The sequence below is a fragment of the Listeria monocytogenes genome (assembly GCF_041765605.1).
Lineage (GTDB): Bacteria > Bacillota > Bacilli > Lactobacillales > Listeriaceae > Listeria > Listeria monocytogenes_D.
The window spans coordinates 1,914,147-1,940,197 of sequence record NZ_CP168900.1; the positions used below are offsets into that span (position 1 = coordinate 1,914,147).

Genomic DNA, 26,051 nt, shown 5'->3' on the forward strand with positions numbered 1-26,051 from the left:
AAGTCACCTCATTTTAATATAAAAAATCATTACTTCCATTATACCTTAAATCAAGACAGGACAAAACCATGAAGAAACGACAATTCAACTTATTTTTACTGCACATGTAACTAACAAAAAAGCTCCGCAAGAAAGCGGAGCAGTTAAGCTTATTTATCGTCGTTTTTTAAAACTAATTTTCCAGCGTGAATTTCTTCTAACGCTTTCCCAACAAATTTGTCGGATTGGTAGCTTGGCAATACGCCTTTATCATTTTCCAGTTGCATGTAGCGTGCACGTTTGGCAGCCACGGTAACTAGTGAATATTTTGAGTCGATTTTTAACAATAAATTATCAATTGATGGATATAACATCATTGTAATCCCTCCAACATTTTTTTGTAGCGATGAATTACTCGCTCAGTTTTTAAGTGTTCTGTTTCGACGATGCCTTTGATTTTTTGTACGGCGTTTGCAACTACATCATTCACCACAGCATAATCATAAGACGCCATCATTTCGATTTCTTTCTTAGCTGTTTCCATGCGTTCCTCGACAACTTCCATCGATTCTGTACCGCGCCCGATAATCCGGTTTTTAAGTTCGGACAAATCTGGTGGCGTTAAGAAAATGAAAATCCCTTCTGGCATCGCTTTTCGAACTTGCATTGCTCCTTGCACTTCAATTTCGAGAAAAATATCCACTCCTGCGGCAAGTTTTTCCTCGACATATTCAAGCGGAGTGCCGTAATAGTTACCGACATACTCTGCATATTCTAACATTTTTCCGTCTTTGATAGCTTGTTCAAAAACTTCTCTTGAACGAAAATAATAATCGACCCCGTCTTGTTCGCCTTCGCGAGGAAGACGCGTTGTCATAGAAATAGAATAATCAAAACTTGTTTCTGGATCTTTAAAAACAGCTTCCCGAACAGTTCCTTTACCTACTCCCGATGGACCTGAAAGTACGATTAACAGTCCTCTTTCTGTCATCATTTCCCCTCCTGCATATCATTCCACATTTTGCACTTGTTCTCGAATTTTCTCAAGCGTCGTTTTCATTTCTACCACTTGTTCGGTGATTTTTAGAGAACTTGCTTTGGAGCCAATCGTGTTCACTTCGCGGTTCATCTCTTGAATCAGAAAATCCAGCTTTCGTCCGATTGGTTCTTCGAGTAAAATAATACCATAAAATTGCTTTAAATGGCTCTTTGTTCGTTCGACTTCTTCGTTAATGTCTGCCTTTTCAAGTAGCATTGCGACTTCTGTAAGAACAATACTTGAATCAAATTGGTCGCCTACAACGTTTTGTAAACGTGTTTCGATTTTTTCTTGATAATGTTTTTCTGTGTTTGGAATTTCGGCTTGAATGATTTCCAAACTTTTCTCCAGTGCGGCAAGATGTTGTTTGAAATAAAGCAGTAGTTCTGCACCTTCCATACTTCTCATCTCATCTAGTCGCTCGGTTGCGCGGGCGAGTGTTTCTAAAACTAATCGCTCTAGTTCGCTACTCGCTTCCGCTTCTTCCTCAATAGAAAGATAAGCTGGTTCTTGCAGTAAATCGGCCATAGTTGGTAATTCTTGTAATTCATATCTAGCGCTTGCTTGTTTGATAAAACGGTAATAGCTGTCTGCGAGGTCCCAGTCAATATGTAGTTCACGTTTTGAGATTTGCTCTCCCGTGATGGAAAAGAAAACTTCGATTCTACCACGTTTGATTTGCTTACTTATGGTCTTTTTTAATTTTCCTTCTAAATAAGCAAGTTGCTTTGGCATCCGAAAAAGAAATTCGGAGTAGCGGTGGTTGACTGCTTTTAATTCAATGGTTACTTTGAACGCTTCAAATTCTTTCGTCGCACGCCCAAATCCCGTCATGCTTTTCACCATTTGGCAAGACACCTTTCATAACTTAAAGTTCCCTCTAAGATTACTTGAAATTTGTTCTGACTTCTTATTATACCAAAGCTACTCCTTGCATACAATACATTTTCGGAATGTATGTTAAAATAGAAAGTAACTAACTCACAAAGGAATGAATAACTTATGGCGTTTGATGCAATGTTTTTAAAAGCGATGACCGAAGAACTTGCCGAACACGGAGAAAGCGGACGTATTATGAAAATCCATCAACCGTTCTCGCATGAACTTGTTTTATATATTCGAAAAAACCGTGAAAATAAACGTTTACTGATCTCCTCGCATCCAAGCTATGCGCGGATTCAGTGGACCGATGATATTCCCGAAAACCCAGCAACCCCACCGATGTTTTGTATGTTACTGCGAAAATACTTAGAAGGCGCGATTATTGAATCGATTACGCAACTTCCTAATGAACGAATTTTACAATTTAGTATTCGCGGCAAAGATGATATCGGCGAAAATCGTTTTTGTGATTTATTTGTAGAAATTATGGGACGGCATAGTAATATTACCCTTGTCGACCGTGCGAAAAATGTGATTGTTGATTGTATTAAGCACGTTTCCCCTGCCCAAAATAGTTACCGAACACTGCTTCCAGGAGCGACTTATGTATTACCTCCTGCAACGGATAAACTCCATCCATTTGAGGTTACTTCGGAGCAAATTCTGGATAGACTAGATTTCTCTGCGGGTCGAATGGATAAACAACTTGTACAACATTTTGCAGGATTCAGCCCTTTACTTGCTCGGGAAATAGTATTTCGCGCTGGGAACTTAACGGCAGATTCGCTAGTTGCTGCCTTTTTCGAAGTAATGGAATTGGTGAATGCACATCTAGGAAGTGCTGCTGTCCCAAATGAGTGGCGCATCCAAAATAAAGAGGATTACTATTTCTTCCCGCTCCGCCATGTCGATGCAGAAACAACCGAATTCGCGAATTTAAGCACCCTATTAGACCATTTTTATATAGGTAAAGCGCGTCGTGATCGTGTCCATCAATTTGCACATGATTTAGAAAAACTCTTATCCAACGAACTTGCTCGAAGCAGGCTGAAAATCGAAAAACTCGAAAACACTTTACTCGAAACGGAAAAAGCAGATATTTATCGTATTCAAGGTGAACTTTTAACTGCCAATTTGCATTTAATGGAGCGTGGGATGGCAGAGATTACGGTAGAAAACTTTTACGATGATATGAAGAAAATGACGATTCCGCTTGATACTAGAAAAACACCGTCAGCCAATGCCCAAAGCTACTTTAGCCGCTACCAAAAACTGCGTAACGCGGTCGAAGTAGTGAAAGAGCAAATCGCACTCACGAAAGAAGAAATTACTTATTTAGAGTCTGTAGAATCGCAACTTGAAACATCCGGCCCACAAGATGTGGAAGAAATCCGCCAAGAACTCGCTGAACAAGGCTATCTTCGCTACAAACAGAAAAAAGGCGGCCGCAAAAAAGCGACTTTACCTACTCCAGAAAAATATACTTCTTCCACCGGATTATCGATTTTGGTTGGGAAAAACAATAAGCAAAATGATTATTTAACGAATAAATTAGCTAGGAATAATGAATATTGGTTCCACGTAAAAGATTTGCCTGGTTCGCATGTGGTGATTCAATCGAATAATCCAGACGAGACCTCGATTACTGAAGCCGCAATGATTGCCGCCTATTACTCAAAAGCACGACTTTCAGCAACGGTTCCCGTCGACGGCACGCTCGTAAAACACGTAAAAAAACCAAATGGTGCCAAACCTGGTTATGTCATTTACGATAACCAAACGACTTATTTTGTTACACCTGATGAAAAACTTGTTTTATCCTTAAAAAATTAACGGTTCCTTCTTGGAGCCGTTTTTTCTTTTTATTTTAGGGTACAAGTTAACTGACTTTACTTTTTTATTGGAAGGATGATAGACAAATGAAAATTTTATTAATTGGTGCTTCTGGTACGCTTGGTTCTGCGGTGAAAGATCGTTTGGAGAAAAAAGCCGAAGTAATTACTGCTGGCAGACATAGCGGCGATGTGACGGTCGATATTACGAGTGTTGATAGTATTAAAAAAATGTACGAGCAGGTTGGCAAAGTCGACGCGATTGTTTCGGCCACAGGAAGCGCCACTTTTTCGCCTTTAACAGAATTAACGCCAGAGAAAAATGCGGTGACGATTAGTAGTAAATTAGGTGGTCAAATTAATCTCGTTTTACTGGGTATTGACTCCTTGAATGATAGAGGAAGTTTTACGCTTACGACAGGAATCATGATGGAAGATCCAATCGTCCAAGGGGCTTCTGCTGCGATGGCAAATGGCGCGGTTACCGCTTTTGCCAAATCAGCTGCAATTGAAATGCCGCGCGGGATTCGGATTAACACAGTGAGTCCGAATGTTTTAGAAGAATCTTGGGACAAACTAGAATCATTTTTCCAAGGATTCGTTCCAGTCCCAGCTGCAAAAGTCGCTCGTGCATTTGAAAAAAGTGTTTTTGGTGCACAAACTGGCGAAAGTTATAAAATCTACTAAGAGAAAAAGAAGCTCACCTATTATAAAGGTGAGCTTCTTTTTTATTTACCCCAGTTTTCCGGATTTTTCTTCCATTCTTTTAATGTTGCCATATCTTCAGCGGTCACGTAATTTTCATTTAAAGCTACTTCAATTAGCTCGTCATAGTTTGTTAAGGTTACTAGTTTTGTGCCGGATGCTTCTAGTAGTTGTTTGCCTTTGTCTAGTCCATATGTAAAAATGGCCGCAATTCCAACCACTTCAGCGCCCGCTTCTTCTAAAGCTTCCACTGCTTTTAGTGAGCTTCCGCCGGTCGAAATCAAGTCTTCAATCACGACTACTTTTTGCCCTTTTGTGATTGGCCCTTCGATTTGGTTTCCTTTACCGTGTTCTTTGGCTTTTGAGCGGACGTAGACCATTGGTAGATCAAGCAAATCACTTACCCATGCGGCATGTGGAATTCCAGCTGTTGCGGTTCCTGCAACCACATCCACTTCGCCAAATGTTTGTTTAATTTTTTCAGCTAAAGATTTGGCGATAAATTGGCGGACTTTTGGAAAACCTAGCGTTAGGCGATTGTCACAGTATATGGGAGATTTAATTCCGGATGCCCACGTGAATGGATCATTCGGTTTTAAAAATACGGCTTTGATTTCTAATAATTGTTCGGCTACTTGTTTTTCAATACTCATACATTCCACTCCTTTAAAACTTGATTATAGGCTGCTACTGGGTCATTTGCGCGGGTGATGGAACGCCCAACAACGATATCTGTTGAACCAATCAAACGCGCTTTTTCTGGTGTGACGACACGTATTTGATCGTCTGCTGCGTCACTTGCTAGTCGTATACCTGGTGTGACACGTAAAAAGTCAGCGCCATTTTGTTGTTTGATTGCTTCTGCTTCAAGAGCGGAACAAACTACACCGTTTAGTCCAGCTTGATTTGTTAAAGCACTATAATGTAGCACGGACTCAAGTAGGCTTGTTTTTATTAATTGCTCGCTTTGCATGCTCGCCTCACTTGTACTAGTTAGTTGTGTCACTGCGATAATTTTTGGACGCTTGCCACTCCCGGATCCTATTTCGAGTCCCTCCAAAGCTGCCTCCATCATATTCTTACCACCGGCCGCGTGTACGTTAACCATATCAACACCAAGTTTTGCCAAGCCTACCATCGCACTTTTGACAGTGTTCGGGATGTCGTGCAATTTTAGATCTAGAAAGATTTCATGATTTTGTTGCTTTATTTTTTCAACGATAATGGGACCATTGCTATAAAAAAGTTCCATACCGACTTTCACGGATAAAGCTTCTCCGGAGAATTTGGCTAAAAATTGTTCTACTTCTTCGTACGTTTGGAAATCTAGCGCGATAATGGGTTTATTCATTGATTTGCTCGCTCCTTTTTAAGTTCTTGTAGGGAAGAAATACCGAGTTCATCCATTCTTTTTGGTAGTTCACTAATTAATTTTGGGCAAATGAATGGGTCGGTAAAATTCATCGTGCCTACTGCGACTGCATCTGCTCCGGCAATCAAGAATTCTAGTACGTCATCTACTGTTTGCACGCCGCCCATGCCAATGATAGGGATATTGCTTACCGCGCGGACTTGGTGAATCATCCGAATAGCCACCGGTTTAATCGCTGGGCCAGACAGTCCACCTGTTCCATTTGCGATGATTGGTTTTCTTGTTTTTAAATCAATACGCATGCCAAGTAAGGTGTTAATCATCGTCAGTCCGTCTGCTCCAGCTGCTTCAATTGCTTGCGCGATGGAAACAATATCCGCTACATTCGGTGATAATTTCACGTAAACTGGCACAGTTGCAACATTTTTCACGGCTTTCGTTAAACGGTGCGCAACTTCCGGGTCTGTTCCAAATGCGATACCCCCGTGTTTTACATTTGGACAGGAAATATTGAGTTCGATTGCTTTCACGGCTTTTGATTCACCAATTCGGGCGCAGACTTGGACATAATCATCCTCCGTCGCACCCGCCACATTAGCGATAATCGGTGTTTCAAATTGTTCTAAAAATGGGAGCTCGTGCGCTAAAACATGCTCTAGACCTGGATTTTGTAAGCCGATTGCATTCAGCATTCCGCTTGCGGTTTCCGCTACTCGTGGGGTGGGATTTCCGAGTCTAGGTTCTGGCGTCACGGCTTTGGCCATAATCGCGCCAAGTTCATTTAAATCATAGTATTTGCTATATTCTTGTCCGAAGCCAAAACATCCTGATGCTGGCATAATCGGATTTTTGAGCGATAATCCGGGAATTTCTACAGCTAATCGGTTCATAAACTCACCTCATCCGCACGAAATACTGGGCCATCTTCGCACACTTTAAATTGTTTTTTCGTATCATCAGCTTTTGGACAAACACAAGCGTAGCATGCCCCAATGCCGCAAGCCATGCGCTCTTCTAAAGAAAGATACGTTTTCGTTTCCGGGAAACTAGCTTTCACTGCTTGGAGCATCGCTTTTGGTCCACAACTATAGATGACATCTGGTTCTTCTGGAAAATTTTTCGTAACATCTGTGACGAAACCTTGTGTTCCAAGTGAGCCGTCCACCGTCGCAATATGAACTGTGCCATATGCGGTCATTTCTTTTTCATAAAAACTATCTTTCGCAGATTGGAATCCATTTACAAACGTGACTTGTACGCCTTTTCCAGCTAACTCTTTACCGAGTTGATACATAGGAGGGACACCAATTCCGCCCCCGATTAAAAGAGCGGTTTTTGGTGCAGGTGTCTGGTCGATATCGAATCCTTTTCCAAGCGGACCTAACACATCGATAGTATCCCCTTCTGAAAGTTTACTGAAATCTCTTGTCCCGTCACCTTCTACCCGATACAACAGAATGCATGTCTTTGCGGTTTTATCGTAAGAACAAATACTTATCGGTCGTCTCATAAGTAAATCAGAACGACTCGGTTTCAGCATTAAAAACTGTCCCGGCGACATATCTGCTACACATTCCCCTGTTAAAATTAGTTCGTATACTTTATCTGCAATTTCGGTTTGCTGAATGACCTTCATTTCCGTCTGTAACACGGTTCCACCCCGTTTCTTCTATTTATACTCGTGCTTTAGGTTGTTTTACTTCACTGGCATTCATCGATTCTAGTTCAAAAGAGCGCGATTCCAGTACACGTAAGATTGCTTCCGCTGTATCGAGCGAGGTACAGACCGGAATACCATTTTCAACGGATTCGCGGCGAATTTGGAAGCCATCACGCTCAGGTCGTTTACCAGTCGTTAATGTGTTCACTACGAGCGTTACTTGGCCATTTCGAATATAATCGATCAGCGTTTCTTGATTTTCCCCGATTTTTTTCACTTGAGAAACAGGAATGTCTGCTTCTTCTAACGTGCTTGCTGTTCCTTTTGTTGCCATGATAGTAAAGCCTATGCGATTAAAACGTTTCGCTAGTTCTACGGCTTCTTCTTTATCGCGGTCAGCTACAGTTAAAAGTACTGTCCCGTAGTCATGCATTGTTGTCCCACTCGCTACAAAACCTTTATAGAGTGCTTTTTCAAGTGTCACATCTTTCCCCATAACTTCTCCGGTCGATTTCATTTCAGGTCCAAGCGACGTATCCACACTACGCAATTTCGCGAAAGAGAACACCGGCACTTTGACAAAAATTTCTTGTTTTTCTGGAGCAAGTCCTGGCGTGTAACCAAGGTCGATTAAGTTTTCCCCTAAGATAACTCTTGTCGCCACATTCGCCATTGGGATTTCGGTAATTTTACTTAAAAATGGCGCCGTCCGGCTTGAGCGCGGATTTACTTCAATAACGAAAACTTCTTCGCCATCTACGACATATTGGATGTTCAGCATTCCGATAATGTTTAAACCAGTTGCCAGTCTTGTCGTATAGTCCACAATCGTATTTTTCACTTGACTGCTTAAACGTTGCGCTGGATATACGGCAATCGAGTCACCTGAATGAACTCCCGCACGTTCGATATGTTCCATGATACCAGGGATTAAGACGTTTTCGCCGTCACTGATTGCATCTACTTCTACTTCTTGGCCGCTTACGTAACGGTCTACTAAAACTGGGTGTTTTGGATTTACTTTTACCGCATTCGTCATATAATGTTTTAATGCTTCTTCTGATTCTACGATTTCCATTGCTCGACCACCAAGTACATATGATGGGCGTACAAGAACCGGATAGCCAATATCTGTTGCTACGTTGATTGCTTCTTCTACCGATGTGGCCGTTTTCCCAGCTGGTTGTGGAATTTGTAGGATTTCTAATGCTTTTTCAAAGGCATCACGGTTTTCTGCGCGGTCCGTATCTTCTAAACTTGTACCTAAAATTTTCACGCCGCGTTTTGCTAAACCGTCTGCTAAATTAATCGCTGTTTGCCCACCAAATTGCACAACGACCCCTAGCGGCTGCTCGATTTCAATAACGTGCATGACATCCTCTAACGTCAAAGGCTCAAAGTAAAGTTTGTCCGAGATACTAAAGTCGGTCGAAACGGTTTCTGGGTTATTATTAATGATAATTGCTTCATAGCCCGCTTGTTGAATGGCCCACACGGAGTGCACCGTTGCATAGTCGAATTCTACCCCTTGCCCAATCCGAATCGGACCAGAACCAAGGACAATCACGCTTTCTTTCGCTGATCGTGTTGACTCATTTTCCTCTTCATATGTGCTGTAAAAATAAGGTGTTGTCGATTCAAATTCCGCTGCACACGTATCAACCATCTTGTATACTGGGAAAAGATTTTGTGCTTTTCTTAAGTCATAAATCGCTTGTTCATCGACATTCCAACAAGTTGCAAGGAAAGCGTCAGAAAAACCGGCCCGTTTCGCTTCTGCCAAAATTTCTTGGTTATGTGGATTTTCTTTGATACGATTTTCCAGTTCGATTGTTTTACTTAATTTATATAAGAAGAATAAATCTATCTTTGTTTTCGCGTGGAGTTGTTCGATTGTTTGACCACGGCGCAAAGCTGCTGCTAGGAAGAATAAACGATCATCTTCTGGGAAGCAAATTTTGCGTTCTAATGTTGCTTCGTCAGCATTTTCCGCTTCTTCAAGCAACAGATGGTCAGCGCCGATTTCTAGGGAGCGAACTGCTTTTAGTAGCGCTTCTTCCCATGAACGGCCAATTGCCATGACTTCACCAGTTGCTTTCATTTGTGTGCCAAGGCGACGATCCGCTTGCTCAAATTTGTCAAAAGCAAAGCGTGGGATTTTCGCAACAACATAATCTAGTGTTGGTTCGAAATGGGCAAAAGTTGTTCCTGTCACTGGATTTCTCACTTCATCCAGTGTTAAGCCAACTGCGATTTTCGCTGCAAGTTTGGCAATTGGGTAGCCGGTCGCTTTGGAAGCTAGCGCAGAGGAACGGCTCACACGTGGGTTTACTTCGATAACATAGTAATTATAACTATCTGGATCAAGTGCCAGTTGAACGTTACAGCCACCTTCAATTTCTAGTGCGCGGATAATTTTCAACGACACATCGCGCAACAATTGGTATTCGCGGTCGGAAAGCGTTTGGCTTGGTGCGACAACAATCGAATCTCCTGTATGTATGCCGACTGGGTCAATATTTTCCATGTTACAAACAACCATTGCGTTATTGTTCGCATCACGCATTACTTCATATTCCACTTCTTTAAAACCAGCGATACTTTTTTCTAGTAAACATTGTGTTACTGGACTCAGTTTTAAACCACTTGTCACCGTTTCAATTAATTCTTGTTCATTGTGGCAAATCCCGCCGCCAGAACCACCAAGCGTATATGCCGGGCGCACGATAACTGGGTAGCCGATACGTTCAACAAAAGTATACGCTTCGTCTAAATTATGAATAATGTCACTTTCTGGCACTGGTTCCCCTAGTTCATTCATCAAGTCCCGGAAAGCTTCACGGTCTTCCGCTTTTTTAATCGCCGTTAAATCCGTCCCAAGTACTTCTACGTTACATTCATCCAAAATCCCAGCAGCAGAAAGTTCCATCGCCATATTCAATCCCGTTTGCCCCCCAAGGGTTGGTAAAATGGCGTCCGGACGTTCTTTACGAATAATGCGCGATACAAAATCAAGCGTAATTGGTTCAATGTAAACTTTGTCGGCCATTTCTGCATCCGTCATAATTGTCGCTGGATTCGAGTTCACTAAAACTACCCGGTACCCTTCTTCTTTCAAACTCAGGCATGCTTGTGTCCCAGCATAATCAAACTCTGCTGCTTGTCCAATAACAATTGGGCCAGAACCGATTACTAGAATTGTTTTTATATCGTCACGTTTAGGCATGTAGTTCACCCTCCTCTTTCCCATTCATCATTTCCATAAATTCATCAAATAAGTAGTTGACGTCACTTGGTCCTGGGTTTGCTTCTGGGTGATATTGTACTGTATAGGCTGGATATTCTTTATGCGCCAGCCCTTCTACTGTTTCATCATTTAATTCAATGTGTGTTACTTTTAAATCTGTTCCAATAAGTGAATCTTTTTCTACTGCGTAACCGTGGTTTTGTGCAGTGAAATCAACACGTCCTGTAGCTAGTTCTTTCACCGGATGATTCGCGCCACGATGCCCGAATTTCAGTTTAAATGTATCTGCTCCGTTCGCAAGTGCAAACAGTTGGTGCCCTAAGCAAATTCCGAATAGTGGTAGCTTGCCTTGAATGCCGCGTATCATTTCTAATGCTTCTGGTACATCTTTCGGATCCCCAGGTCCATTGGATAACATCACGCCATCCGGATGCATTGCAAGAATTTCTTCGGCTGTTGTGTTGTAAGGAACAACCGTCACGTAACAGTTACGTTTATTCAGTTCCCGTAAAATCGAACTTTTTACACCATAATCGACAAGTACCACTCGTTTACCATCGCCAGGACTTGCGAATGCTTTAGCGGAGGAAACTTCATGTACTTGATCGACTGGCAAACGTACAGAGCGCAAGTGGTGTAGCAATTCCTCTTTGTTTGCTGTTTCTGCTGCTAAAATGCCTTTTAACGTTCCTTCTTTACGAATTAGTTTCGTTAATTTACGCGTATCAATTCCCGCGATTCCCGGGATGCCTTTTTCTTTCAAAAATTGATCTAAAGTAATTTGATTGCGCCAGTTGGAAGGGAATTCTGCAGCCTCACGAACCACAACACCTTTCACAGCGGGATTGATAGATTCAAAATCGTCGCGGTTCACGCCGTAATTTCCAACAAGTGGATACGTAAAAGTAATAATTTGGCCATAGTACGAAGGGTCAGTGATTGTTTCTTGGTAGCCAGTCATTCCAGTATTGAAGACAACTTCACCAATGGTTTCTTTTTCACTACCAATCGCATCACCGATAAAATAATTGCCATCTTCTAGCATTAAAATTCGCTTTGTCATTTAATTTCCCCCTCATTGTATACAAGTGTTCCTTCTGCAAACGTTGCTACCGGCCATCCAATACACGTTTCTCCTACAAATGGTGTGTTTTTTCCTTTTGAATAAAAAGTAGCTGGGTCAATGGTCGCTTCTTTTTCTAAATCAAGAACGACGATATCTGCTACGCTGCCTTCTTCTAATTTCCCGTAAGGTAGTTTAAAGCATTCCGCTGGTTTTACAGTCATCCAGTCGATTAGCTGTTTTAATGTCCATTCGTTCGTTTTAACAAAATGTGTATATAGTAATGGGAATCCCGTTTCTAGACCTACAATTCCGAAAGCAGCTTGCTCCATCGGTACATTTTTTTCTTCCGCTGCGTGTGGAGCATGATCAGTTGCGATAAAATCTATCGTACCATCCAGTAAGCCTTCTAAAAGTGCCGCCCGATCAGCTTTACTGCGAAGTGGTGGGTTCATTTTCCAATTCCCGTCATTTCCCGGAATAGCTTCTTCATCTAAAATTAAGTGGTGCGGTGAAACTTCGGCAGTGACACGAATTCCTGCCCGTTTCGCATCTCGCACAACTCGAACAGATTCTTTTGTCGAAATATGGCAAACATGATAGTGGCAACCTGCTGCTTCTGCTAGCAAAACATCCCGTGCGATTTGGACTGATTCCGCAATGTTCGGAATGCCTTTAAGACCTTCTTTTTCAGCAAAAATTCCGTCATGCACAACGCCTCCGTAGATAAGCGAGTTATCTTCACAGTGAGCTACAATCGCCATATCTAGTGCTGCCGCTCGTTTCATCGCCTCGTACATAGTTCCAGCTAGCTGCACGCCCACCCCATCATCGGTGAAAGCAAATGCCCCGGCTTCTTTTAAAGCTTCGAAATCTACTAATTCGTCCGTTCCGAGGCTTGTCGTAATCGAAGCATATGGCAATACGCGAACTTCCGCTGTTTCTTTGATTTTTGCTTGTAAATTTTCCATTACTTCTTTGGAATCTGGAACAGGTTTTGTATTTGGCATCGAGCAAATTGTCGTATAACCACCACGTGCCGCCGCTTGTGTTCCGGTCAAAATGGTTTCTTTATGTTCCCCGCCCGGCTCACGAAGATGTACATGGACGTCGATAAAACCTGGGGCAATTAATTTCCCGGTCGCATCAAATTCCTCGCCGCTTGTTACTTCAATGGAATCCGCAATCAAATTGACTTTACCGTTTTGAATAAGTACATCTTTGTTTTCCAGTTCACCTGACGCGTTTAATACTTGCCCATTTTTTAATACGTACATAATTTCGCCCTCATTTCCTGTTCTTTTAAAATAGCTTCCAAAATGGCCATTCTTATAAAAACGCCATTTGTCATTTGCGTAACAATGCGTGATTTTTCGCTTTCAACTAAGCTATCAGCGATTTCCACATCTCGGTTTACAGGGCTTGGGTGCATAATAATCGCATCTGCTTTTAGCTTTGCCGCCCGCTCAATCGTTAAACCAAATTTTTCGTGATAGCTTTCTTTCGTAAACGCCTCTGTTCCACTATGGCGCTCATGTTGTACCCGTAATAGCATCATCACATCAACTTTTTCTACCATCTCATCGACCGGCAAGTAGGTGCCATATGCTAAGCAACTTTCGTCAAACCATTCTCTCGGTCCCGAGAAAAACAGTTCCGCTCCAAGTCTTTTTAGCACTTTCATATTGGAATTCGCGACTCGGCTGTGCCTGATATCACCAGCAATCGCTACTTTCAATCCTTGAAAAGTACCAAATTGCTCCTTTATCGTAAATAAGTCGAGTAATGATTGGCTCGGATGTTCCCCACAGCCATCCCCGCCGTTTACAATAGCAATATCTAAGTTTTCAAGACCCTCGTAATAGTTTTCTTCTGAATGCCTGATTACTGCCACATTCACTCCAACTGCTTGCATGGTGAGCAGGGTGTCGTAGAGCGTCTCCCCTTTAGTCATGCTAGAGCTCGCAGCATCAAAGGAAACCACCTCGACTCCTAACTTTTTCTCCGCTACTTCAAAACTCGTATGTGTTCTCGTACTTGGTTCAAAAAACATATTGACCGCGAAAGCTTGTTCCGTAAAAGTTGCTTTTTTCCCGCGTTTAAACTGTGCCGCCTGCCCTAATAAATGCTCGATTTCATGGACGGTTAATGCTTCCATTGACAACAAATTTTTCATTTAAAGCGCCACCTTTTCTACTTCATTTTATAGAAAAACCTCTGGCGTATTATATCTGCAGAGGTTTTTTTGTCGTGTGTCATGTTAGGCTGATCTATGCTCGGCTGGTAAGACTAAGTTTAAAATAATCCCGATAACTGCTGCGAGTGCCATACCTGAAAGTTGGAATGTTCCTGCTTGAATGAACAAGCCGCCAATTCCGACTACTAGCACAACCGAAGCAATAATCATATTACGATTAACACTTAGATCAATTTTATTTTCAATCATCATTCGAAGTCCGCTTGTTGCAATAACCCCAAAGAGTAACAGGGAAATGCCGCCTAGAACTGCTGTAGGAACCGAGGTGATAACTGCATTGATGTAACCGATAAATCCGAAGAGGATTGCGAAAACTGCCGCTCCTCCGATAACAAACACGCTATATACTTTTGTAATTGCTAGAACGCCAATGTTTTCACCGTAAGTCGTTACAGGTGGTCCGCCGATAAACGATGCGATAATCGAAGCCGTACCATCCGCAAGCAAGGAACGATGAAGTCCTGGGTCTTTAAAAAAGTTTTTATTCGTAATTCGATTCAGCAATAATTGATGCCCCATATGTTCCGCCATCGTGACAAACGCAAGTGGCGCCATACTTAAAATGACCGTCACGGTAATTACTGGGTCGATATTAACAAATGGAATGCTGAAATCTGGAATTTGGAAGAAAGACGCATTTTTGATTAACGTATAATCTACCATACCAAAAGCCATACTCGTTAAGTATCCGACTGTGAAGCCGAACAAAATCGGAATCAAGCCCATAAATCCTTTGAAAAACATCATGGCGATTATGGTTGCAAGGAGCGTAATTACTGCTACTGCCAAAGTTTCTAAACTGTATTTACCATTGTTTGTTCCCATCGCCATCGCCGCTGCGCTTGGAGCAAGTGACAAACCGATAACCATGATTACTGGTCCAACAACAATTGGTGGTAAAACCTTTTGAATCCAGTCAACACCCGCGTAGTAAACAATCAGAGAAACAATCGCATATACTACACCGACGGAGAAAGTTCCGACCATAACTGCGCCCGGTCCCCCGCCAGATTTGGCTGCAAGTAGTGCGGTAATTGGTGCAATAAAGGTAAAGGAAGAACCTAGATATGCGGGGATTTTCCCGCGAGTAATTCCTAGATAAGCAAGTGTCCCGAGTCCGCTAGATACAAGCGCTACTCCCGGACTTAACCCTGTCACACTTGGCACAAAGATAGTAGAGCCAAACATGGTGAAAAGGTGCTGGATGCTAAGAATAATCCATTTATTAAAGCTTGGTCTTTCGTGTATATCTAGTACTGGTTTTGTCACTGTTTCTGTCGTTTCTGTCATTTTCTTCCCTCTTTCTTCATAAAAAATACCCCTTGTCTGTGTCGACAAAGAGTATAGAATAATCCCCTATAGAAATTAATCACTCTTTGTCAGCCTCACAGGACTGCTTTTAAAAAAGTGTTACATTGTTATTCATTTTTGTTAATAATAACTGCATCTTCTGCATGATCCACATCGGTTAAGCGCACTTCTACTCGTTCGTTTCCTGATGTTGGAATGTTTTTCCCTACGTAGTCTGCTCTGATTGGTAGCTCTCTATGGCCCCGATCAGCAAGCACTGCAAGGTGAATTTGCGCAGGTCTACCTACATCCATTAATGCGTCCATTGCGGCACGCACAGTTCGACCTGTATAAAGTACATCATCTACAAGAACGACTTTTTTTCCATTAATATCAAATGGAATGTTCGTCCCATGTACAGCGGGCTCGCGAGTTTTATCATCTTTGAAAGATAAATCATCTCGGTAAAGTGTAATATCAATATCCCCAACCGGCACATCAATACCCTCAATTTCCAGTATCCGCTTATGCAAACGCTCTGCAAGATAGATACCACGCGTCTTAATACCGACAAGCGCTAAATTCTTCGTGCCTTTGTTTCGCTCGATGATTTCGTAACTTACTCGAGTGAGTGCACGTTTGATTGCCGCCTCGTCCATGACAACTACTTGTTTTTGCATCCGAAATCTCTCCTTTTGCGCAAAAAAATAACCCTCTGCCAGTGTAAGCAAGGGAACGCGTGCGAGTATACAAATAACCCGTCAAATTATCGTCACCTTCTTAGCCTCTCTGGACTATGTTAAAGGACTTTATTTCATTAGACTTATCTTAACCGATAGAACTCCCCTTGTCAATCAAAAAAACGAAAAACATGTTATACTATTAATAATAAAATAAAGGAGGCCAAACATATGGCTATATCTAAAGCAAAAAAGAAAAGACAAAAGCTCATACGCGAAGGTCATTTGAATCCTGAAATCAAGCGTAGCCCCTTTGCACTCATCGATTTAAGTTCCAAACAAACGAAAACAAAAAAAGGATATCTTTATAGTAAGAAGCGAAAGAATCACCAAGAAGATGATTCTTTTTTTGTGACTTTTTTTAAGTTTTCACATTTTCTTCATATTAGCAGCTCGAAATAGTTCCCTCCTACTAGAAATTAGTCCATTTTAACAGTTCTATGTGCTATGCTGAAATAGCTAAAAACATGTACTTAAGAGGTGAACAGAATGAGCATAATGAATAGCTTATTACAACAGAAAGAAACAGTCGTGCAAGGTTGGCTAACATATTATGTATCCGTCGACGATCCCTATATTTTCACTTTGAAAAATGATCATCGGCTTATGGATGAAACGGGCTTTGTGTTAGAAAATTTATTTATTGGCATGACAGAAGACTTAGGGAAAATGAATACGTTCGCTCACGAATTAGGAAAAGCACAATTTATCACTTCGCTTGGGATTTCCCGGATTTTGTTCCATATTCGCTTATTGGAAGAGTTTTTACTCGATTATGCATCAGAAAACAATATAGAACCTACTAATTACCGTGAATTATATTTATTTAGCATCAAACTTCATCAAGTATTTAGTAGCTTTACACAGCACTTAATCGAGGGTTATAATCGTGCACACGAACAAATGATGCTGCAAAAAGAAAATCAAATCATTAAAGAATCCACCAAATTAATTTGGATTGCCGAAAAAGTTTTTCTTTTACCATTGATTGGTAAAATTACGGATGACCGAGCAAAACAAATTACCGAAACAGCGCTTTATGAAGCTTGCGAGCAACCGGTGAATTATTTAATTATTGATTTATCCGGCGTCCAATTAGAGTCTCCTCACATCGGCGATTATATTGACCATTTTTTCTCATCACTTAAATTAGTAGGCGTTACGCCGATTATTACAGGTATGCAACCACAAACAGCCAAAGTGATGGTTCAAGCTAATCTGACGGAACAACGCGGTATCAAAACATTTGCAACCTTACGCCAAGCAACAAAAACACTTATGAAAGAAAAAGAAGCAAGAAACGCCCGTAAATAGGTGTTCTTGCTTCTTTTTTAATCTTCTTGACGTAAAGATTTTAATGCTTTTTCAAATGAACTAGGAAGTGGTGCTTCAAACGTCATCCGTTCATTCGTTGTCGGATGGTCAAATCCTAATTTTGCGGCATGGAGAAATTGGCCATTGCCTTTTATCGTATTTTTTGGTCCATATTTCGGATCACCGGCTAAAGGATGCCCGATATATTTCAAGTGCACACGAATTTGGTGCGTACGACCCGTGTCTAATTTACAATTAATAAGTGTGTAACCCGGTAAACGCTCCAACACTTCAAAATGCGTTCTTGCTTCTTTACCGTCGCGTACAACAGCCATTTTTTGACGGTCTTCTTTTGCTCGACCGATTGGGGCTTCGATGGTTCCTTTTTGGTGGACAATATCACCGTGAACAAGCGCAATATATTCCCGGTCCGAAGTCTTGTCTTTTAATTGTTTTGCTAATGATTCATGCGCGTGGTCATTTTTGGCAACCATGAGTAAGCCAGATGTATCTTTATCAATCCGGTGCACAATCCCTGGACGAATTTTACCATTAATTCCAGATAAATCATCACAATGGAAAAGTAAGGCATTCACTAGCGTCCCACTTGCATGACCGGCAGATGGATGAACAACCATTCCTTCTGGTTTATTTACGACAAGCATATCTTTATCTTCAAAGTAAATATCTAGTGGAATGTCTTCCGCTAACACTTCAAGTTCTTCTGGTTCGCGCACTTCATAATGAATTTCGTCGCCAACTTGTACTTTGTAATTCGGTTTCGCAAGTTCTCCGTTAACCGTAATATCGCCACTTTTTAGCATGAGTTGTATCGCTGAACGACTTTTTCCCATCATTTCAGCAATCACTTTATCCACACGTTCGCGCGCATGACTTTCTTCTATAATCAATGTTTCATTCTGCATTATTTAATTCCTTTCGTTTTGCGGTCGTCTACAAAAACATACACGAGCATTAGTACGACACCAACTGAAAGCGCGGCATCTGCCACATTAAAAATTGGGAAGTAATAATTTCCCCATACTGTCTGTACAAAATCCACTACTTCTTGATGCAAGATTCGGTCAATAAAATTACCAATCGCACCACCTAGAATAAACGCTAAACTAATAGAAAATAGTCGCTTTCCTTTGGCATATTTTTGCATAATATAAATTATAATTCCAATAACAATGACGGTAATAAGATAGAAAAACCACATATGCCCTTCTAAAATACTCCAAGCCGCTCCGTCATTACGGTAGCTTGTCCAGTATAAGAAACCAGGAATCACTTCTATTTTCTGTCCAATTTCCATATTTTGAACAACTATCCATTTCGTCAATTGATCTAGCGCAATTACAGCTAGGGTGATTAGATAATAATACATTTTCCGAACCCTCTTTTCACATCAGTTAGATAAAAAGTACGCGCTCCCCTGTAAAAATAAGAAGAGCGCATTACTTCTTTGTTATTGTATGATAAATTGAAGCAAAAATAAAGCTGCAATTACATACATGACTGGTGAAGTACGTTCCTCGTTTTTCGTGAAAGCACGAAGAATTGGATACGCAATGAAACCAGCCGCAATTCCGTCTGCAATACTATACGTCAGCGGGATTAATACAATAATCAGTAGTGCTGAAAAAGTTTCTGCCGCATTCGATAAATCCATTTCTTTAAATTCTTGCAGCATCGACATACCGATAATAATTAAAATCGGCGCAATCGCACTGTTCGGAATAAAAGATAATACCGGCATTAAGAAAAGGGATGCGATAAAGAACAGACCAGTTGTTATTGTTGCTAAACCAGTTTTTGCTCCACTCGCAAACATCGAGCCACTTTCAAGTGCAGAGATGGTTGGGCTTGTACCAAATAAGCCAGATAAAAAGGCTGTCAGTGAGCTAGCTTTTAAAATGCGTGGTAATTTTTCGGTTTGCTTCAGTTGCCTTACTTGTCCATTGGTAAGTCCAACTGTTTCAAACACAATAACCATCGTCATCGTAAAGACGGCACTCCAAAAACCAACGCTCGCCATTCCGGAAAAATCAGCTTTAAAGAGTACATCACTCCACGGTGCAACGCTTATCGAAGCACCTCCAGCTTTCCCGGCAACACCAAACATCACACCAACGACTGTCCCGATTATTAAACTCCATAAGAAAGCGCCTGGAATTTTTCGAATAACTAGAATCATCGTTAATAGTAGTGTTACAAGTGTTGCTAAAACGAATGGATCGCCTAAATCTCCAACGGCAATAATAGCATGTTTCCCGCGCGTGACGATTCCGCCCTTCTCAAGCCCTAGGAAGATTAAGAATAAACCTAACCCAACCGTAATCGCTTGTTTTAAAATGGGCGGAATAGCTTCATTTAGTTTTCCTGCAAGTGGTGTAAACGCAAGAATCATAAATAGTAAGCCACTCATCGTGACAGCAGCGAGTGCAACCTGCCAACTTAGTCCCATTCCTTGAACAAGAGTATACGCAAACAGCGCATTAATCCCCATCCCAGGCATTAGAATAAGCGGTGCATTTGCCCAAAATCCCATAATCAAACAACCTAACGCCGAAATAAAGATCGTCGCAAGGACTGCTCCTTGATAAGGAACTCCAGCCTCAGCTAAAATCGAGCTATTGACGACAATAATATATGCCACCGTAAAAAAGCCAATCATACCAGCCAAAAATTCGGTCCGGATATTGGTTTTATGCTCGTTCAGCCGAAATACTTTGTTGAAAAATTTCTGCATACTTTTTCCTCATTATGAAATTGTCCCTCTCCCAACCCGCAGAGTATTGCCCCTGCCACAGAACTTTATTATAACAAAGATAGTACATATACGAAAGGAAAAGTTTTTTGTTACGCCGCCAGAACGCCTTATTTATGCTATAATCTTTAAGGATGTAAAAAGGAGATGATTACTTGCAACAAACAGTCACATATGGGGCAAAATGGAAACAATTTTTAACGATATTCACACCGATTGTCATTACACAGCTTACACTTTTTTCTATGACATTTTTCGATACAACGATGAGCGGAAATTATTCGAATCAAGCGCTGGCTGGTGTAGCAATTGGTAGTTCGTTTTGGGCTCCGGTGAATGCCGCCTTTTCTGGGTTATTAATGGCTATCACGCCAATTATCGCTCAATTAATCGGGGCGAAGAAAGAAAAACAAGTCAAAAACACAGTGCATAACGGCCTATATATTGCTTTATTTTTAGCTTTTATTTTGATTCTTATTAATTTTTTGGTCGTTCCAACGATTTTGACACACATGCCTGTCACAGCAGAAGTTGCGCATATCGCTCGTCATTTCTTGAACGGCATTTGTATCGGGATTCCCGCTTTCTTTATTTCTGCGATTTTACGTTCTTTCATCGATTCACTTGGTCTAACTCGGGTGACGATGTTCACTACACTTTGTACCGTACCATTTAATATCTTTTTAAATTACTGTTTTATTTTTGGGAACTTCGGTTTTCCGGAAATGGGTGGTGCTGGTAGTGGTTACGCGACAGGGATTACGTATTGGCTCGTTGTTTTAGTGAGTGTGATTCTGATTCAAACACAAACGAGATTGCGCAAATTCGGTATTTTTAAAAGCCTTACAGCGCTTCGTTTTTCTAAAGTAAAAGAAATTATCGGGATTGGCGTTCCAAATGGTTTAACGATTTTATTTGAAACGAGTATTTTCTCAGCCGTGACGATTTTAATGGGCGCTTTTGGGACGGAGACGATTGCGGCGCATCAATCGGCAAATAGTGTTTGTACGTTGCTTTACGCCTTCCCGCTTAGTGTCGCTTCCACGCTAACCATCCTTGGCGGTTACGAAACCGGCGCGAAACGTTTAAAAGACGCCAAACAATATCGCCATATTGGCATGACCGCTGCGATTTTAATTGGTTGTGTGAACGGAGCTATCCTTTTTTTCTTCCGCGATACAATTGCCGGATTTTACACGAATGATTCCGCGCTTATTGATTTAATTATGCATTTCTTAGTTTACGCGATTCTGTTCCAATTCGCAGATGCTGTCTTGTCGCCAGTTCTTGGGGCACTTCGGGGTTACAAGGATGTTACGATTACCACCATTGTCGCCTTTATTTCTTATTGGTTAATTGGTCTACCAGTAGGTTACGGATTATCTTTCACGAATTTAGGACCATTCGGTTACTGGATTGGTTTAAGTACCGGCCTATTTGTCGCCGCATTTATTTTGTCGCTTCGAGTTCGGAAAACAGAGCAAAAACTTTCCTTAAACGCAAAAAACGCAGAGATTTCAAGTTAATCTCTGCGTTTTTTTATTTCGCTAAACCAGCATGAATTTTATCTAGTTTGCTTTACTCGTATTTGTATGGTTTATTATAGAATAAAGTCTATAGGCTAGTCTTTATTTTATTTGATAGTTTATTTTCCCATATACTTCTTCACTAAAAAAGTCTCTATGCGCCAAATCCACTGGTATTTCGTCATCATCTAATCCATACGCTATTGCGCATTTTACCGTAGCACCTATTTCTATCTCTTCTGATAATCTTGAAGCTGAATCTAAAAACTGAGCATCATCCAAAGTAGTTGATTTAAGTGTATTTAATAGATCAGACCTTGTATCTTGATAGATAGCAATATACTCCCCCCAGCTCCCCAGTGCCGAAGCAGATAAAGATGATTTATTTGTTACTTCAAACCAAAAAGCTATTATAGGTTTATCCCCAGACTCGTTGCCCTTTGCTCCAATTGGGATTATTTTATGACTCGTGATTTGGATTTTGATTTGTTCATTCTCTATCACACCATTTTCTAATGTTGGTGCTTCCTTTAATTTTTTCTTCTTGTGTTCCAGTATAGTTTCAGGGTTATATAAAGTCTGTAGAGTCTCCATATCCATTTGATTGGTATAAGAAGCCCTTATATTATTGGAATCAATTGGAGGCTTAATAGAAGATTTACTATTGAAACTAGCTCCATTTACAATTAATAAGCTTATAGCTATTACAGAAATAGTCGTTCCCGAAATGCCTGCATCTTTTGGATTCTTAAAAATTCCGATTATCGATAAAATTAATCCTACTGTTAAGACTATCCATCCTAACAAGGGAGTCCACCCCGTAAACATTTCAATAATTGCATAGGTTAATCCAGTTAACGCGAAGATAAATCCAGCTGAACCTAATATATTTTCTGTTGTCAAAACTTTGTATTTTCCGTCTTCCATCTTATCTCTACTCCTTGTTGTTATTTTATGTTTAGCATCCAATTTCGTTAGGATAACATGAATGATCCTTCTAAAAAATTGGAATGTCAGAACTTAAGTCTAGGTTGTATTCACCAGAGTATTTTACTAAAAGTGGCAAGAAATCCCACGGTTATCTAAATAAATCATATCATAATTATTATACATATCATGTAATTTAAATATTCTGACTAATAAACAACTACACACTTAAGAATAATAGGATGCATATACCCGCATTTGTTCTATCCCTTCAAGTTTGGAAAACGGTACACGCAAAAAAACGCAGAGATTTTGCGTTAATCTCTGCGCCTTTTTTTAGTTAGCTAAACCATCATGAATTTTATCTAAATTGTAGCGCATCATTTCTAAATACGTGTCGCCCACTTCACCTTTTTTCGCCGTCGAATCCGTGAAAATTTTCGCGAAAATTGGTACACCTGTTTCTTTAGAGACACTTTCCATACTACGTGGATCTACGCTAGTTTCCACAAATAGATTAGGCACTTTTTCTTTTTCCACAATGCCGACAATTTGTTTCATTTGATCAGGTGTCCCTTGGCTTTCTGTGTTGATTTCCCAAATATAGGCTGCTTTCAAACCGTAGCGAGCTGCAAAATATTTAAATGCCCCTTCGCTCGTTACTAAGGTTTTTTGATTTTCTGGCAAATCAGCGTATTTTTGTTTAGCCTCTTTATCTAATGCATCTAATTTAGCGATGTATTTTGCCGCATTATCTTTGTAAAATGCCGCATTGTCGGGGTCTGCTTTTACAAGGGCATCGCGTACATTTTCCGTATAGATTATTCCGTTATGAAGATCAAGCCAAGCATGTGGGTCTGTTTCTGAGGTTTTTCCTTTTTCTGTTAAGTATTTTGGTTTTACGCCTTTACTTAACTCCACCACTTGCTCCTTGTCATCTCTTGATTTGTCCGCAGTTTCAAGCATACGATCAAACCAACCGTTCCCCGTTTCCAAATTCAATCCATTGTAAAAAATTAAATCTGCATCTGCTGCACTTTGAATATTGGCTGGCAGCGGATCATATTCATGCGGATCCACACCAACTGGCACAATACTATGAAGCTCAATTTTGTCCCCACCAACATTTTTAACAATATCTGCTAAGATCGAATAAGTCGCCACTACATTTAACTTGCCATCTGTTTTTTTCGAATCACTATTTTGACTGGAACAACCCGCAAGTACAACTACTAATGCGAAAAGTGCCACAACGAGCATTTTTTTCATTCGATAACCTCCCTCTTTTTAGAAAATAATAAACCTTGTTTTGGTGCGAATAAAAAGGCGATAAAGAAAATAATTGTCGCAACTAATACCATTGCCACACCGGATGCTAAGTTGAAAATATAACTAAAGTAAAGTCCGATAATCGCACTCACTGCCCCAAAAGTAGAAGCAAGAACAATCATTTTGGATAATTTATTCGTAAGCAGATAAGCCGTCGCAGCTGGCGTAATTAACATCGCTACCACTAAAATAATGCCAACCGTTTGCAAAGCCGAAACCGTTACAAGCGTTAAAAGTAACATCAAGAAGTAATGCAGAAATTTCACATTAAGTCCATATGCTTCTGCCATCACTGGATCAAACGAACTAACGAGAAACTCTTTATAAAATAATGCGACTAATGAAATCACGATAATGGCAATAATAATGGTCATCCACATATCCGAACTCCGCACTGCGAGCACATTACCAAATAGAATATGATACAAATCCGTACTACTTTTCGCAAAGGATATTAAAATAATCCCGAGTGCGAAAAATGCACTAAAAACAATCCCAATTGCTGTATCATTTTTTATCCGGCTTTTTTGATTAACAAAACCGATGCCAAGCGCGGCCGCAATACCAAATGTTGCAGCTCCAATAAAGAAGTTGATCCCCATCATATAAGAAATCGCCACGCCCGGTAACACCGCATGAGAAATCGCATCCCCCATGAGTGACATTCCGCGTAAAATGATAAAACTACCAATCACACCTGACACAATTCCAACTGTCACGGAAGTAATAAGTGCCTTTTGTAAAAAACTATATTGCATTAAGCCTTCTAAAAACAACATCCCCTACACCCCTGTCGCAAATGCTATCGGTGCATCACCATAAGCAAATTGAATTTTTTCTTCTGTAAATGTTTGTTCCACTGGGCCATGCGCTACTAATTTTTTATTGAGTAAAATAATATCATCAAAGTAGGCAGCCACTTTATGAAAATCATGGTGCACGACGACAATCGTTTTTCCGTTGTCTCTTAGTTTTTTTAACAGTCGCATTATCAGCGCTTCACTGGTCATATCAATGCCAGCAAACGGTTCATCTAAAAAGAAAATCTCAGCGTGTTGGGCAAGTGCGCGTGCAATGAATACCCGTTGCAATTGACCACCAGATAGTTCACCAATTTGTCGTTTCATAAAGCCGGTCATTTCCACTTGCTCTAATGCATCTAATGCGAGTTGTTTCTCTTTCTTTCCTGGACGTTTAATTAGTCCGAGCGCTGGATACGTTCCGAGCAACACCATATCAAAAACAGTAATCGGGAAAGTTAAATCTACTTCGCTTCGTTGCGGTACGTAGGCGATTTTCTTTCTCCAGTAGGAAAGTGGTTTATCCGCTAAAGTGACTTGTCCTTGTTCACGCGGAATTAATCCCATCATTCCTTTTAATAAGGTCGATTTGCCAGCCCCATTTGGACCAACTATGCCTGTTAATTTACCTGATGCTATTTGAAGTGTGACATTGTCTATCGCCACTTTTTGTTTGTATGCTATCGTTAAACCTTGAATTTTCATATAAACCACCCTTTTCCCTCAAGACTAAATTTTACATATAACTAAAAATGTTTCCTTTGAGCAACTTTTAATCAAAGTATAACGGAGAACCTTTTTGTTGTAAAGTAAAATGTTCAAAAAAATCCCGCAGTCGATTAAAACTACGGGATTTTTACTATTTATTTGATAGAGCCGTCTGCTAATTTTTTGAGGAGTTTGCGGAATTCCGCTTGCTCCTGCTCGGAAAAAACAGCAAAACGTTTTACAATCATTTCTTTTTTCTTTTTATCAATTTCTTGAACAAATTCCTCGGCGTTTGGGGTTAGTCTTAGTTCGATAATTCGGCGGTCTACTTCAGAACGATGTCGTGTAATAAACTGCTCTTCGACTAAAGTATCGGTAATGGCTGTGATGTGACTGGCTGAAACATCAAGCGTTTTAGCTAATTCTGATGTTTTCGTAAGCCCACTAGAAATCAAGCTCAAGACGCGATACTCACTACCACTTAACCTTTTGTCGAGTACTGCTTCTACTTCATGACGAAAACTATTAAAAATCCGCTTAATTAATGTTTCAATTTCTAAGTATGTTTCCATTTTTGCTACCTCCAGTTTTTCAAAAAAGTTGTACGT

At 40.6% G+C, this 26,051-nt stretch carries 25 protein-coding genes and 1 pseudogene; 5 read left to right on the forward strand and 21 right to left on the reverse strand.

From position 1 onward, the window contains the following. Window positions 1–149: 149 nt before the first annotated feature. The 3 genes from rpoZ to AB2Q86_RS09765 are packed head-to-tail and all read right to left on the reverse strand — an operon-like array spanning window position 150 to window position 1,864. Window positions 150–353 carry a DNA-directed RNA polymerase subunit omega gene (gene rpoZ / locus AB2Q86_RS09755; protein ID WP_003729523.1) on the reverse strand — a complete coding sequence of 68 codons (204 nt, stop codon included), beginning with the start codon at window positions 351–353 and terminating at the stop codon, window positions 150–152. Then, on the reverse strand, window positions 353–970 hold the full coding sequence (gene gmk, locus AB2Q86_RS09760; RefSeq protein WP_003725659.1) for a guanylate kinase: 618 nt from the start codon (window positions 968–970) through the stop codon (window positions 353–355). Before gmk ends, rpoZ begins: the two co-directional genes overlap by 1 nt. An 18-nt stretch (window positions 971–988) precedes the next feature. Continuing rightward, entirely contained in the window at window positions 989–1,864 is an 876-nt protein-coding gene (locus AB2Q86_RS09765; protein WP_012581116.1) for a YicC/YloC family endoribonuclease, read from the reverse strand. 156 nt (window positions 1,865–2,020) lie between these two features. On the opposite strand from AB2Q86_RS09765, the gene fbpA reads away from it, so the two are divergent. Both fbpA and AB2Q86_RS09775 read left to right on the forward strand, forming a co-directional pair. Beyond that, complete coding sequence (fbpA, locus tag AB2Q86_RS09770) at window positions 2,021–3,733, forward strand: Rqc2 family fibronectin-binding protein FbpA (RefSeq protein WP_012581115.1); 1,713 nt, start codon at window positions 2,021–2,023, stop codon at window positions 3,731–3,733. Window positions 3,734–3,819: 86 nt separating this feature from the next. After that, window positions 3,820–4,419, forward strand: a complete 600-nt coding sequence (locus AB2Q86_RS09775) for a short chain dehydrogenase (protein ID WP_003729519.1) — start codon at window positions 3,820–3,822, stop codon at window positions 4,417–4,419. Between the two features lie 41 nt (window positions 4,420–4,460). On the opposite strand, the gene pyrE is transcribed toward AB2Q86_RS09775, so the two are convergent. The 10 genes and pseudogenes from pyrE to pyrR form a co-directional block, all read right to left on the reverse strand. Then, window positions 4,461–5,090 carry an orotate phosphoribosyltransferase gene (gene pyrE / locus AB2Q86_RS09780; RefSeq protein ID WP_012581114.1) on the reverse strand — a complete coding sequence of 210 codons (630 nt, stop codon included), beginning with the start codon at window positions 5,088–5,090 and terminating at the stop codon, window positions 4,461–4,463. Then, complete coding sequence (pyrF, locus tag AB2Q86_RS09785) at window positions 5,087–5,788, reverse strand: orotidine-5'-phosphate decarboxylase (protein WP_012581113.1); 702 nt, start codon at window positions 5,786–5,788, stop codon at window positions 5,087–5,089. The genes pyrE and pyrF overlap by 4 nt, the downstream gene beginning before the upstream one ends. After that, entirely contained in the window at window positions 5,785–6,699 is a 915-nt protein-coding gene (locus AB2Q86_RS09790) for a dihydroorotate dehydrogenase (RefSeq protein WP_003733086.1), read from the reverse strand. The genes pyrF and AB2Q86_RS09790 overlap by 4 nt, the downstream gene beginning before the upstream one ends. Beyond that, window positions 6,696–7,463 (reverse strand): annotated as a pseudogene (locus tag AB2Q86_RS09795) (dihydroorotate dehydrogenase electron transfer subunit); the annotation flags it as partial. The pseudogene AB2Q86_RS09795 and the gene AB2Q86_RS09790, both read right to left, overlap by 4 nt. 19 nt (window positions 7,464–7,482) lie before the next feature. Then, window positions 7,483–10,695 carry a carbamoyl-phosphate synthase large subunit gene (gene carB, locus AB2Q86_RS09800; protein ID WP_003736936.1) on the reverse strand — a complete coding sequence of 1,071 codons (3,213 nt, stop codon included), beginning with the start codon at window positions 10,693–10,695 and terminating at the stop codon, window positions 7,483–7,485. Next, a complete protein-coding gene (locus AB2Q86_RS09805) occupies window positions 10,688–11,779 on the reverse strand; it encodes a carbamoyl phosphate synthase small subunit (protein WP_012581112.1) in 1,092 nt (363 codons plus the stop codon). Before AB2Q86_RS09805 ends, carB begins: the two co-directional genes overlap by 8 nt. Further along, window positions 11,776–13,056 carry a dihydroorotase gene (locus AB2Q86_RS09810; protein ID WP_012581111.1) on the reverse strand — a complete coding sequence of 427 codons (1,281 nt, stop codon included), beginning with the start codon at window positions 13,054–13,056 and terminating at the stop codon, window positions 11,776–11,778. Before AB2Q86_RS09810 ends, AB2Q86_RS09805 begins: the two co-directional genes overlap by 4 nt. Further along, window positions 13,044–13,955 carry an aspartate carbamoyltransferase catalytic subunit gene (locus tag AB2Q86_RS09815; protein WP_012581110.1) on the reverse strand — a complete coding sequence of 304 codons (912 nt, stop codon included), beginning with the start codon at window positions 13,953–13,955 and terminating at the stop codon, window positions 13,044–13,046. Before AB2Q86_RS09815 ends, AB2Q86_RS09810 begins: the two co-directional genes overlap by 13 nt. An 84-nt stretch (window positions 13,956–14,039) precedes the next feature. After that, complete coding sequence (locus tag AB2Q86_RS09820) at window positions 14,040–15,326, reverse strand: solute carrier family 23 protein (RefSeq protein WP_003729511.1); 1,287 nt, start codon at window positions 15,324–15,326, stop codon at window positions 14,040–14,042. A 128-nt stretch (window positions 15,327–15,454) separates the two neighbouring features. Then, complete coding sequence (pyrR, locus tag AB2Q86_RS09825; RefSeq protein WP_003729510.1) at window positions 15,455–16,006, reverse strand: bifunctional pyr operon transcriptional regulator/uracil phosphoribosyltransferase PyrR; 552 nt, start codon at window positions 16,004–16,006, stop codon at window positions 15,455–15,457. Between the two features lie 231 nt (window positions 16,007–16,237). Between pyrR and AB2Q86_RS09830 the strand changes: the two genes are divergently transcribed. Together AB2Q86_RS09830 and AB2Q86_RS09835 are read left to right on the forward strand one after the other, a co-directional pair. Next, the gene (locus tag AB2Q86_RS09830) at window positions 16,238–16,468 is read left to right on the forward strand and encodes a hypothetical protein (protein ID WP_003736940.1); all 231 of its coding nucleotides are present in this window, start codon (window positions 16,238–16,240) and stop codon (window positions 16,466–16,468) included. 87 nt (window positions 16,469–16,555) lie between these two features. After that, window positions 16,556–17,380, forward strand: coding sequence for an STAS domain-containing protein (locus tag AB2Q86_RS09835; protein ID WP_003729508.1), 825 nt, complete (start codon window positions 16,556–16,558; stop codon window positions 17,378–17,380). Window positions 17,381–17,397: 17 nt separating this feature from the next. Here AB2Q86_RS09835 and AB2Q86_RS09840 read toward each other — a convergent pair whose 3' ends face one another. The 3 genes from AB2Q86_RS09840 to AB2Q86_RS09850 form a co-directional block, all read right to left on the reverse strand. Then, on the reverse strand, window positions 17,398–18,306 hold the full coding sequence (locus tag AB2Q86_RS09840; protein WP_003729507.1) for an RluA family pseudouridine synthase: 909 nt from the start codon (window positions 18,304–18,306) through the stop codon (window positions 17,398–17,400). Then, a complete protein-coding gene (gene lspA / locus AB2Q86_RS09845; RefSeq protein WP_003729506.1) occupies window positions 18,306–18,770 on the reverse strand; it encodes a signal peptidase II in 465 nt (154 codons plus the stop codon). Before lspA ends, AB2Q86_RS09840 begins: the two co-directional genes overlap by 1 nt. An 81-nt stretch (window positions 18,771–18,851) precedes the next feature. Further along, complete coding sequence (locus AB2Q86_RS09850; RefSeq protein ID WP_012581109.1) at window positions 18,852–20,135, reverse strand: NCS2 family permease; 1,284 nt, start codon at window positions 20,133–20,135, stop codon at window positions 18,852–18,854. 173 nt (window positions 20,136–20,308) lie between these two features. Between AB2Q86_RS09850 and AB2Q86_RS09855 the strand changes: the two genes are divergently transcribed. Further along, complete coding sequence (locus AB2Q86_RS09855) at window positions 20,309–21,679, forward strand: MATE family efflux transporter (RefSeq protein ID WP_012581108.1); 1,371 nt, start codon at window positions 20,309–20,311, stop codon at window positions 21,677–21,679. 102 nt (window positions 21,680–21,781) lie between these two features. Here AB2Q86_RS09855 and AB2Q86_RS09860 read toward each other — a convergent pair whose 3' ends face one another. From AB2Q86_RS09860 to AB2Q86_RS09880, 5 genes are all read right to left on the reverse strand, one after another. Continuing rightward, complete coding sequence (locus AB2Q86_RS09860; RefSeq protein ID WP_012581107.1) at window positions 21,782–22,606, reverse strand: DUF5067 domain-containing protein; 825 nt, start codon at window positions 22,604–22,606, stop codon at window positions 21,782–21,784. Between the two features lie 336 nt (window positions 22,607–22,942). Then, a complete protein-coding gene (locus AB2Q86_RS09865; protein WP_012581106.1) occupies window positions 22,943–23,875 on the reverse strand; it encodes a metal ABC transporter substrate-binding protein in 933 nt (310 codons plus the stop codon). Further along, complete coding sequence (locus AB2Q86_RS09870) at window positions 23,872–24,714, reverse strand: metal ABC transporter permease (RefSeq protein WP_119721742.1); 843 nt, start codon at window positions 24,712–24,714, stop codon at window positions 23,872–23,874. Before AB2Q86_RS09870 ends, AB2Q86_RS09865 begins: the two co-directional genes overlap by 4 nt. 3 nt (window positions 24,715–24,717) lie before the next feature. Next, window positions 24,718–25,440 carry a metal ABC transporter ATP-binding protein gene (locus AB2Q86_RS09875; RefSeq protein ID WP_012581105.1) on the reverse strand — a complete coding sequence of 241 codons (723 nt, stop codon included), beginning with the start codon at window positions 25,438–25,440 and terminating at the stop codon, window positions 24,718–24,720. Window positions 25,441–25,598: 158 nt separating this feature from the next. Further along, entirely contained in the window at window positions 25,599–26,015 is a 417-nt protein-coding gene (locus AB2Q86_RS09880) for a MarR family winged helix-turn-helix transcriptional regulator (RefSeq protein ID WP_003729499.1), read from the reverse strand. Window positions 26,016–26,051 lie beyond the last annotated feature (36 nt).

Coding starts and splice junctions, on each gene's coding strand:
- lspA (WP_003729506.1), bottom strand. CDS start 18,770: ATGTATTATTATCTAATCACCCTAGCTGTAATTGCGCTAGATCAATTG.
- AB2Q86_RS09870 (WP_119721742.1), bottom strand. CDS start 24,714: ATGTTGTTTTTAGAAGGCTTAATGCAATATAGTTTTTTACAAAAGGCA.
- AB2Q86_RS09830 (WP_003736940.1), top strand. CDS start 16,238: ATGGCTATATCTAAAGCAAAAAAGAAAAGACAAAAGCTCATACGCGAA.
- AB2Q86_RS09775 (WP_003729519.1), top strand. CDS start 3,820: ATGAAAATTTTATTAATTGGTGCTTCTGGTACGCTTGGTTCTGCGGTG.
- rpoZ (WP_003729523.1), bottom strand. CDS start 353: ATGTTATATCCATCAATTGATAATTTATTGTTAAAAATCGACTCAAAA.
- AB2Q86_RS09835 (WP_003729508.1), top strand. CDS start 16,556: ATGAGCATAATGAATAGCTTATTACAACAGAAAGAAACAGTCGTGCAA.
- AB2Q86_RS09850 (WP_012581109.1), bottom strand. CDS start 20,135: ATGCAGAAATTTTTCAACAAAGTATTTCGGCTGAACGAGCATAAAACC.
- AB2Q86_RS09840 (WP_003729507.1), bottom strand. CDS start 18,306: ATGCAGAATGAAACATTGATTATAGAAGAAAGTCATGCGCGCGAACGT.
- AB2Q86_RS09875 (WP_012581105.1), bottom strand. CDS start 25,440: ATGAAAATTCAAGGTTTAACGATAGCATACAAACAAAAAGTGGCGATA.
- AB2Q86_RS09810 (WP_012581111.1), bottom strand. CDS start 13,056: ATGTACGTATTAAAAAATGGGCAAGTATTAAACGCGTCAGGTGAACTG.
- AB2Q86_RS09765 (WP_012581116.1), bottom strand. CDS start 1,864: ATGGTGAAAAGCATGACGGGATTTGGGCGTGCGACGAAAGAATTTGAA.
- gmk (WP_003725659.1), bottom strand. CDS start 970: ATGACAGAAAGAGGACTGTTAATCGTACTTTCAGGTCCATCGGGAGTA.
- AB2Q86_RS09865 (WP_012581106.1), bottom strand. CDS start 23,875: ATGAAAAAAATGCTCGTTGTGGCACTTTTCGCATTAGTAGTTGTACTT.
- pyrR (WP_003729510.1), bottom strand. CDS start 16,006: ATGCAAAAACAAGTAGTTGTCATGGACGAGGCGGCAATCAAACGTGCA.
- AB2Q86_RS09815 (WP_012581110.1), bottom strand. CDS start 13,955: ATGAAAAATTTGTTGTCAATGGAAGCATTAACCGTCCATGAAATCGAG.
- carB (WP_003736936.1), bottom strand. CDS start 10,695: ATGCCTAAACGTGACGATATAAAAACAATTCTAGTAATCGGTTCTGGC.
- AB2Q86_RS09820 (WP_003729511.1), bottom strand. CDS start 15,326: ATGACAGAAACGACAGAAACAGTGACAAAACCAGTACTAGATATACAC.
- AB2Q86_RS09805 (WP_012581112.1), bottom strand. CDS start 11,779: ATGACAAAGCGAATTTTAATGCTAGAAGATGGCAATTATTTTATCGGT.
- fbpA (WP_012581115.1), top strand. CDS start 2,021: ATGGCGTTTGATGCAATGTTTTTAAAAGCGATGACCGAAGAACTTGCC.
- AB2Q86_RS09880 (WP_003729499.1), bottom strand. CDS start 26,015: ATGGAAACATACTTAGAAATTGAAACATTAATTAAGCGGATTTTTAAT.
- AB2Q86_RS09790 (WP_003733086.1), bottom strand. CDS start 6,699: ATGAACCGATTAGCTGTAGAAATTCCCGGATTATCGCTCAAAAATCCG.
- pyrE (WP_012581114.1), bottom strand. CDS start 5,090: ATGAGTATTGAAAAACAAGTAGCCGAACAATTATTAGAAATCAAAGCC.
- pyrF (WP_012581113.1), bottom strand. CDS start 5,788: ATGAATAAACCCATTATCGCGCTAGATTTCCAAACGTACGAAGAAGTA.
- AB2Q86_RS09860 (WP_012581107.1), bottom strand. CDS start 22,606: ATGGAAGACGGAAAATACAAAGTTTTGACAACAGAAAATATATTAGGT.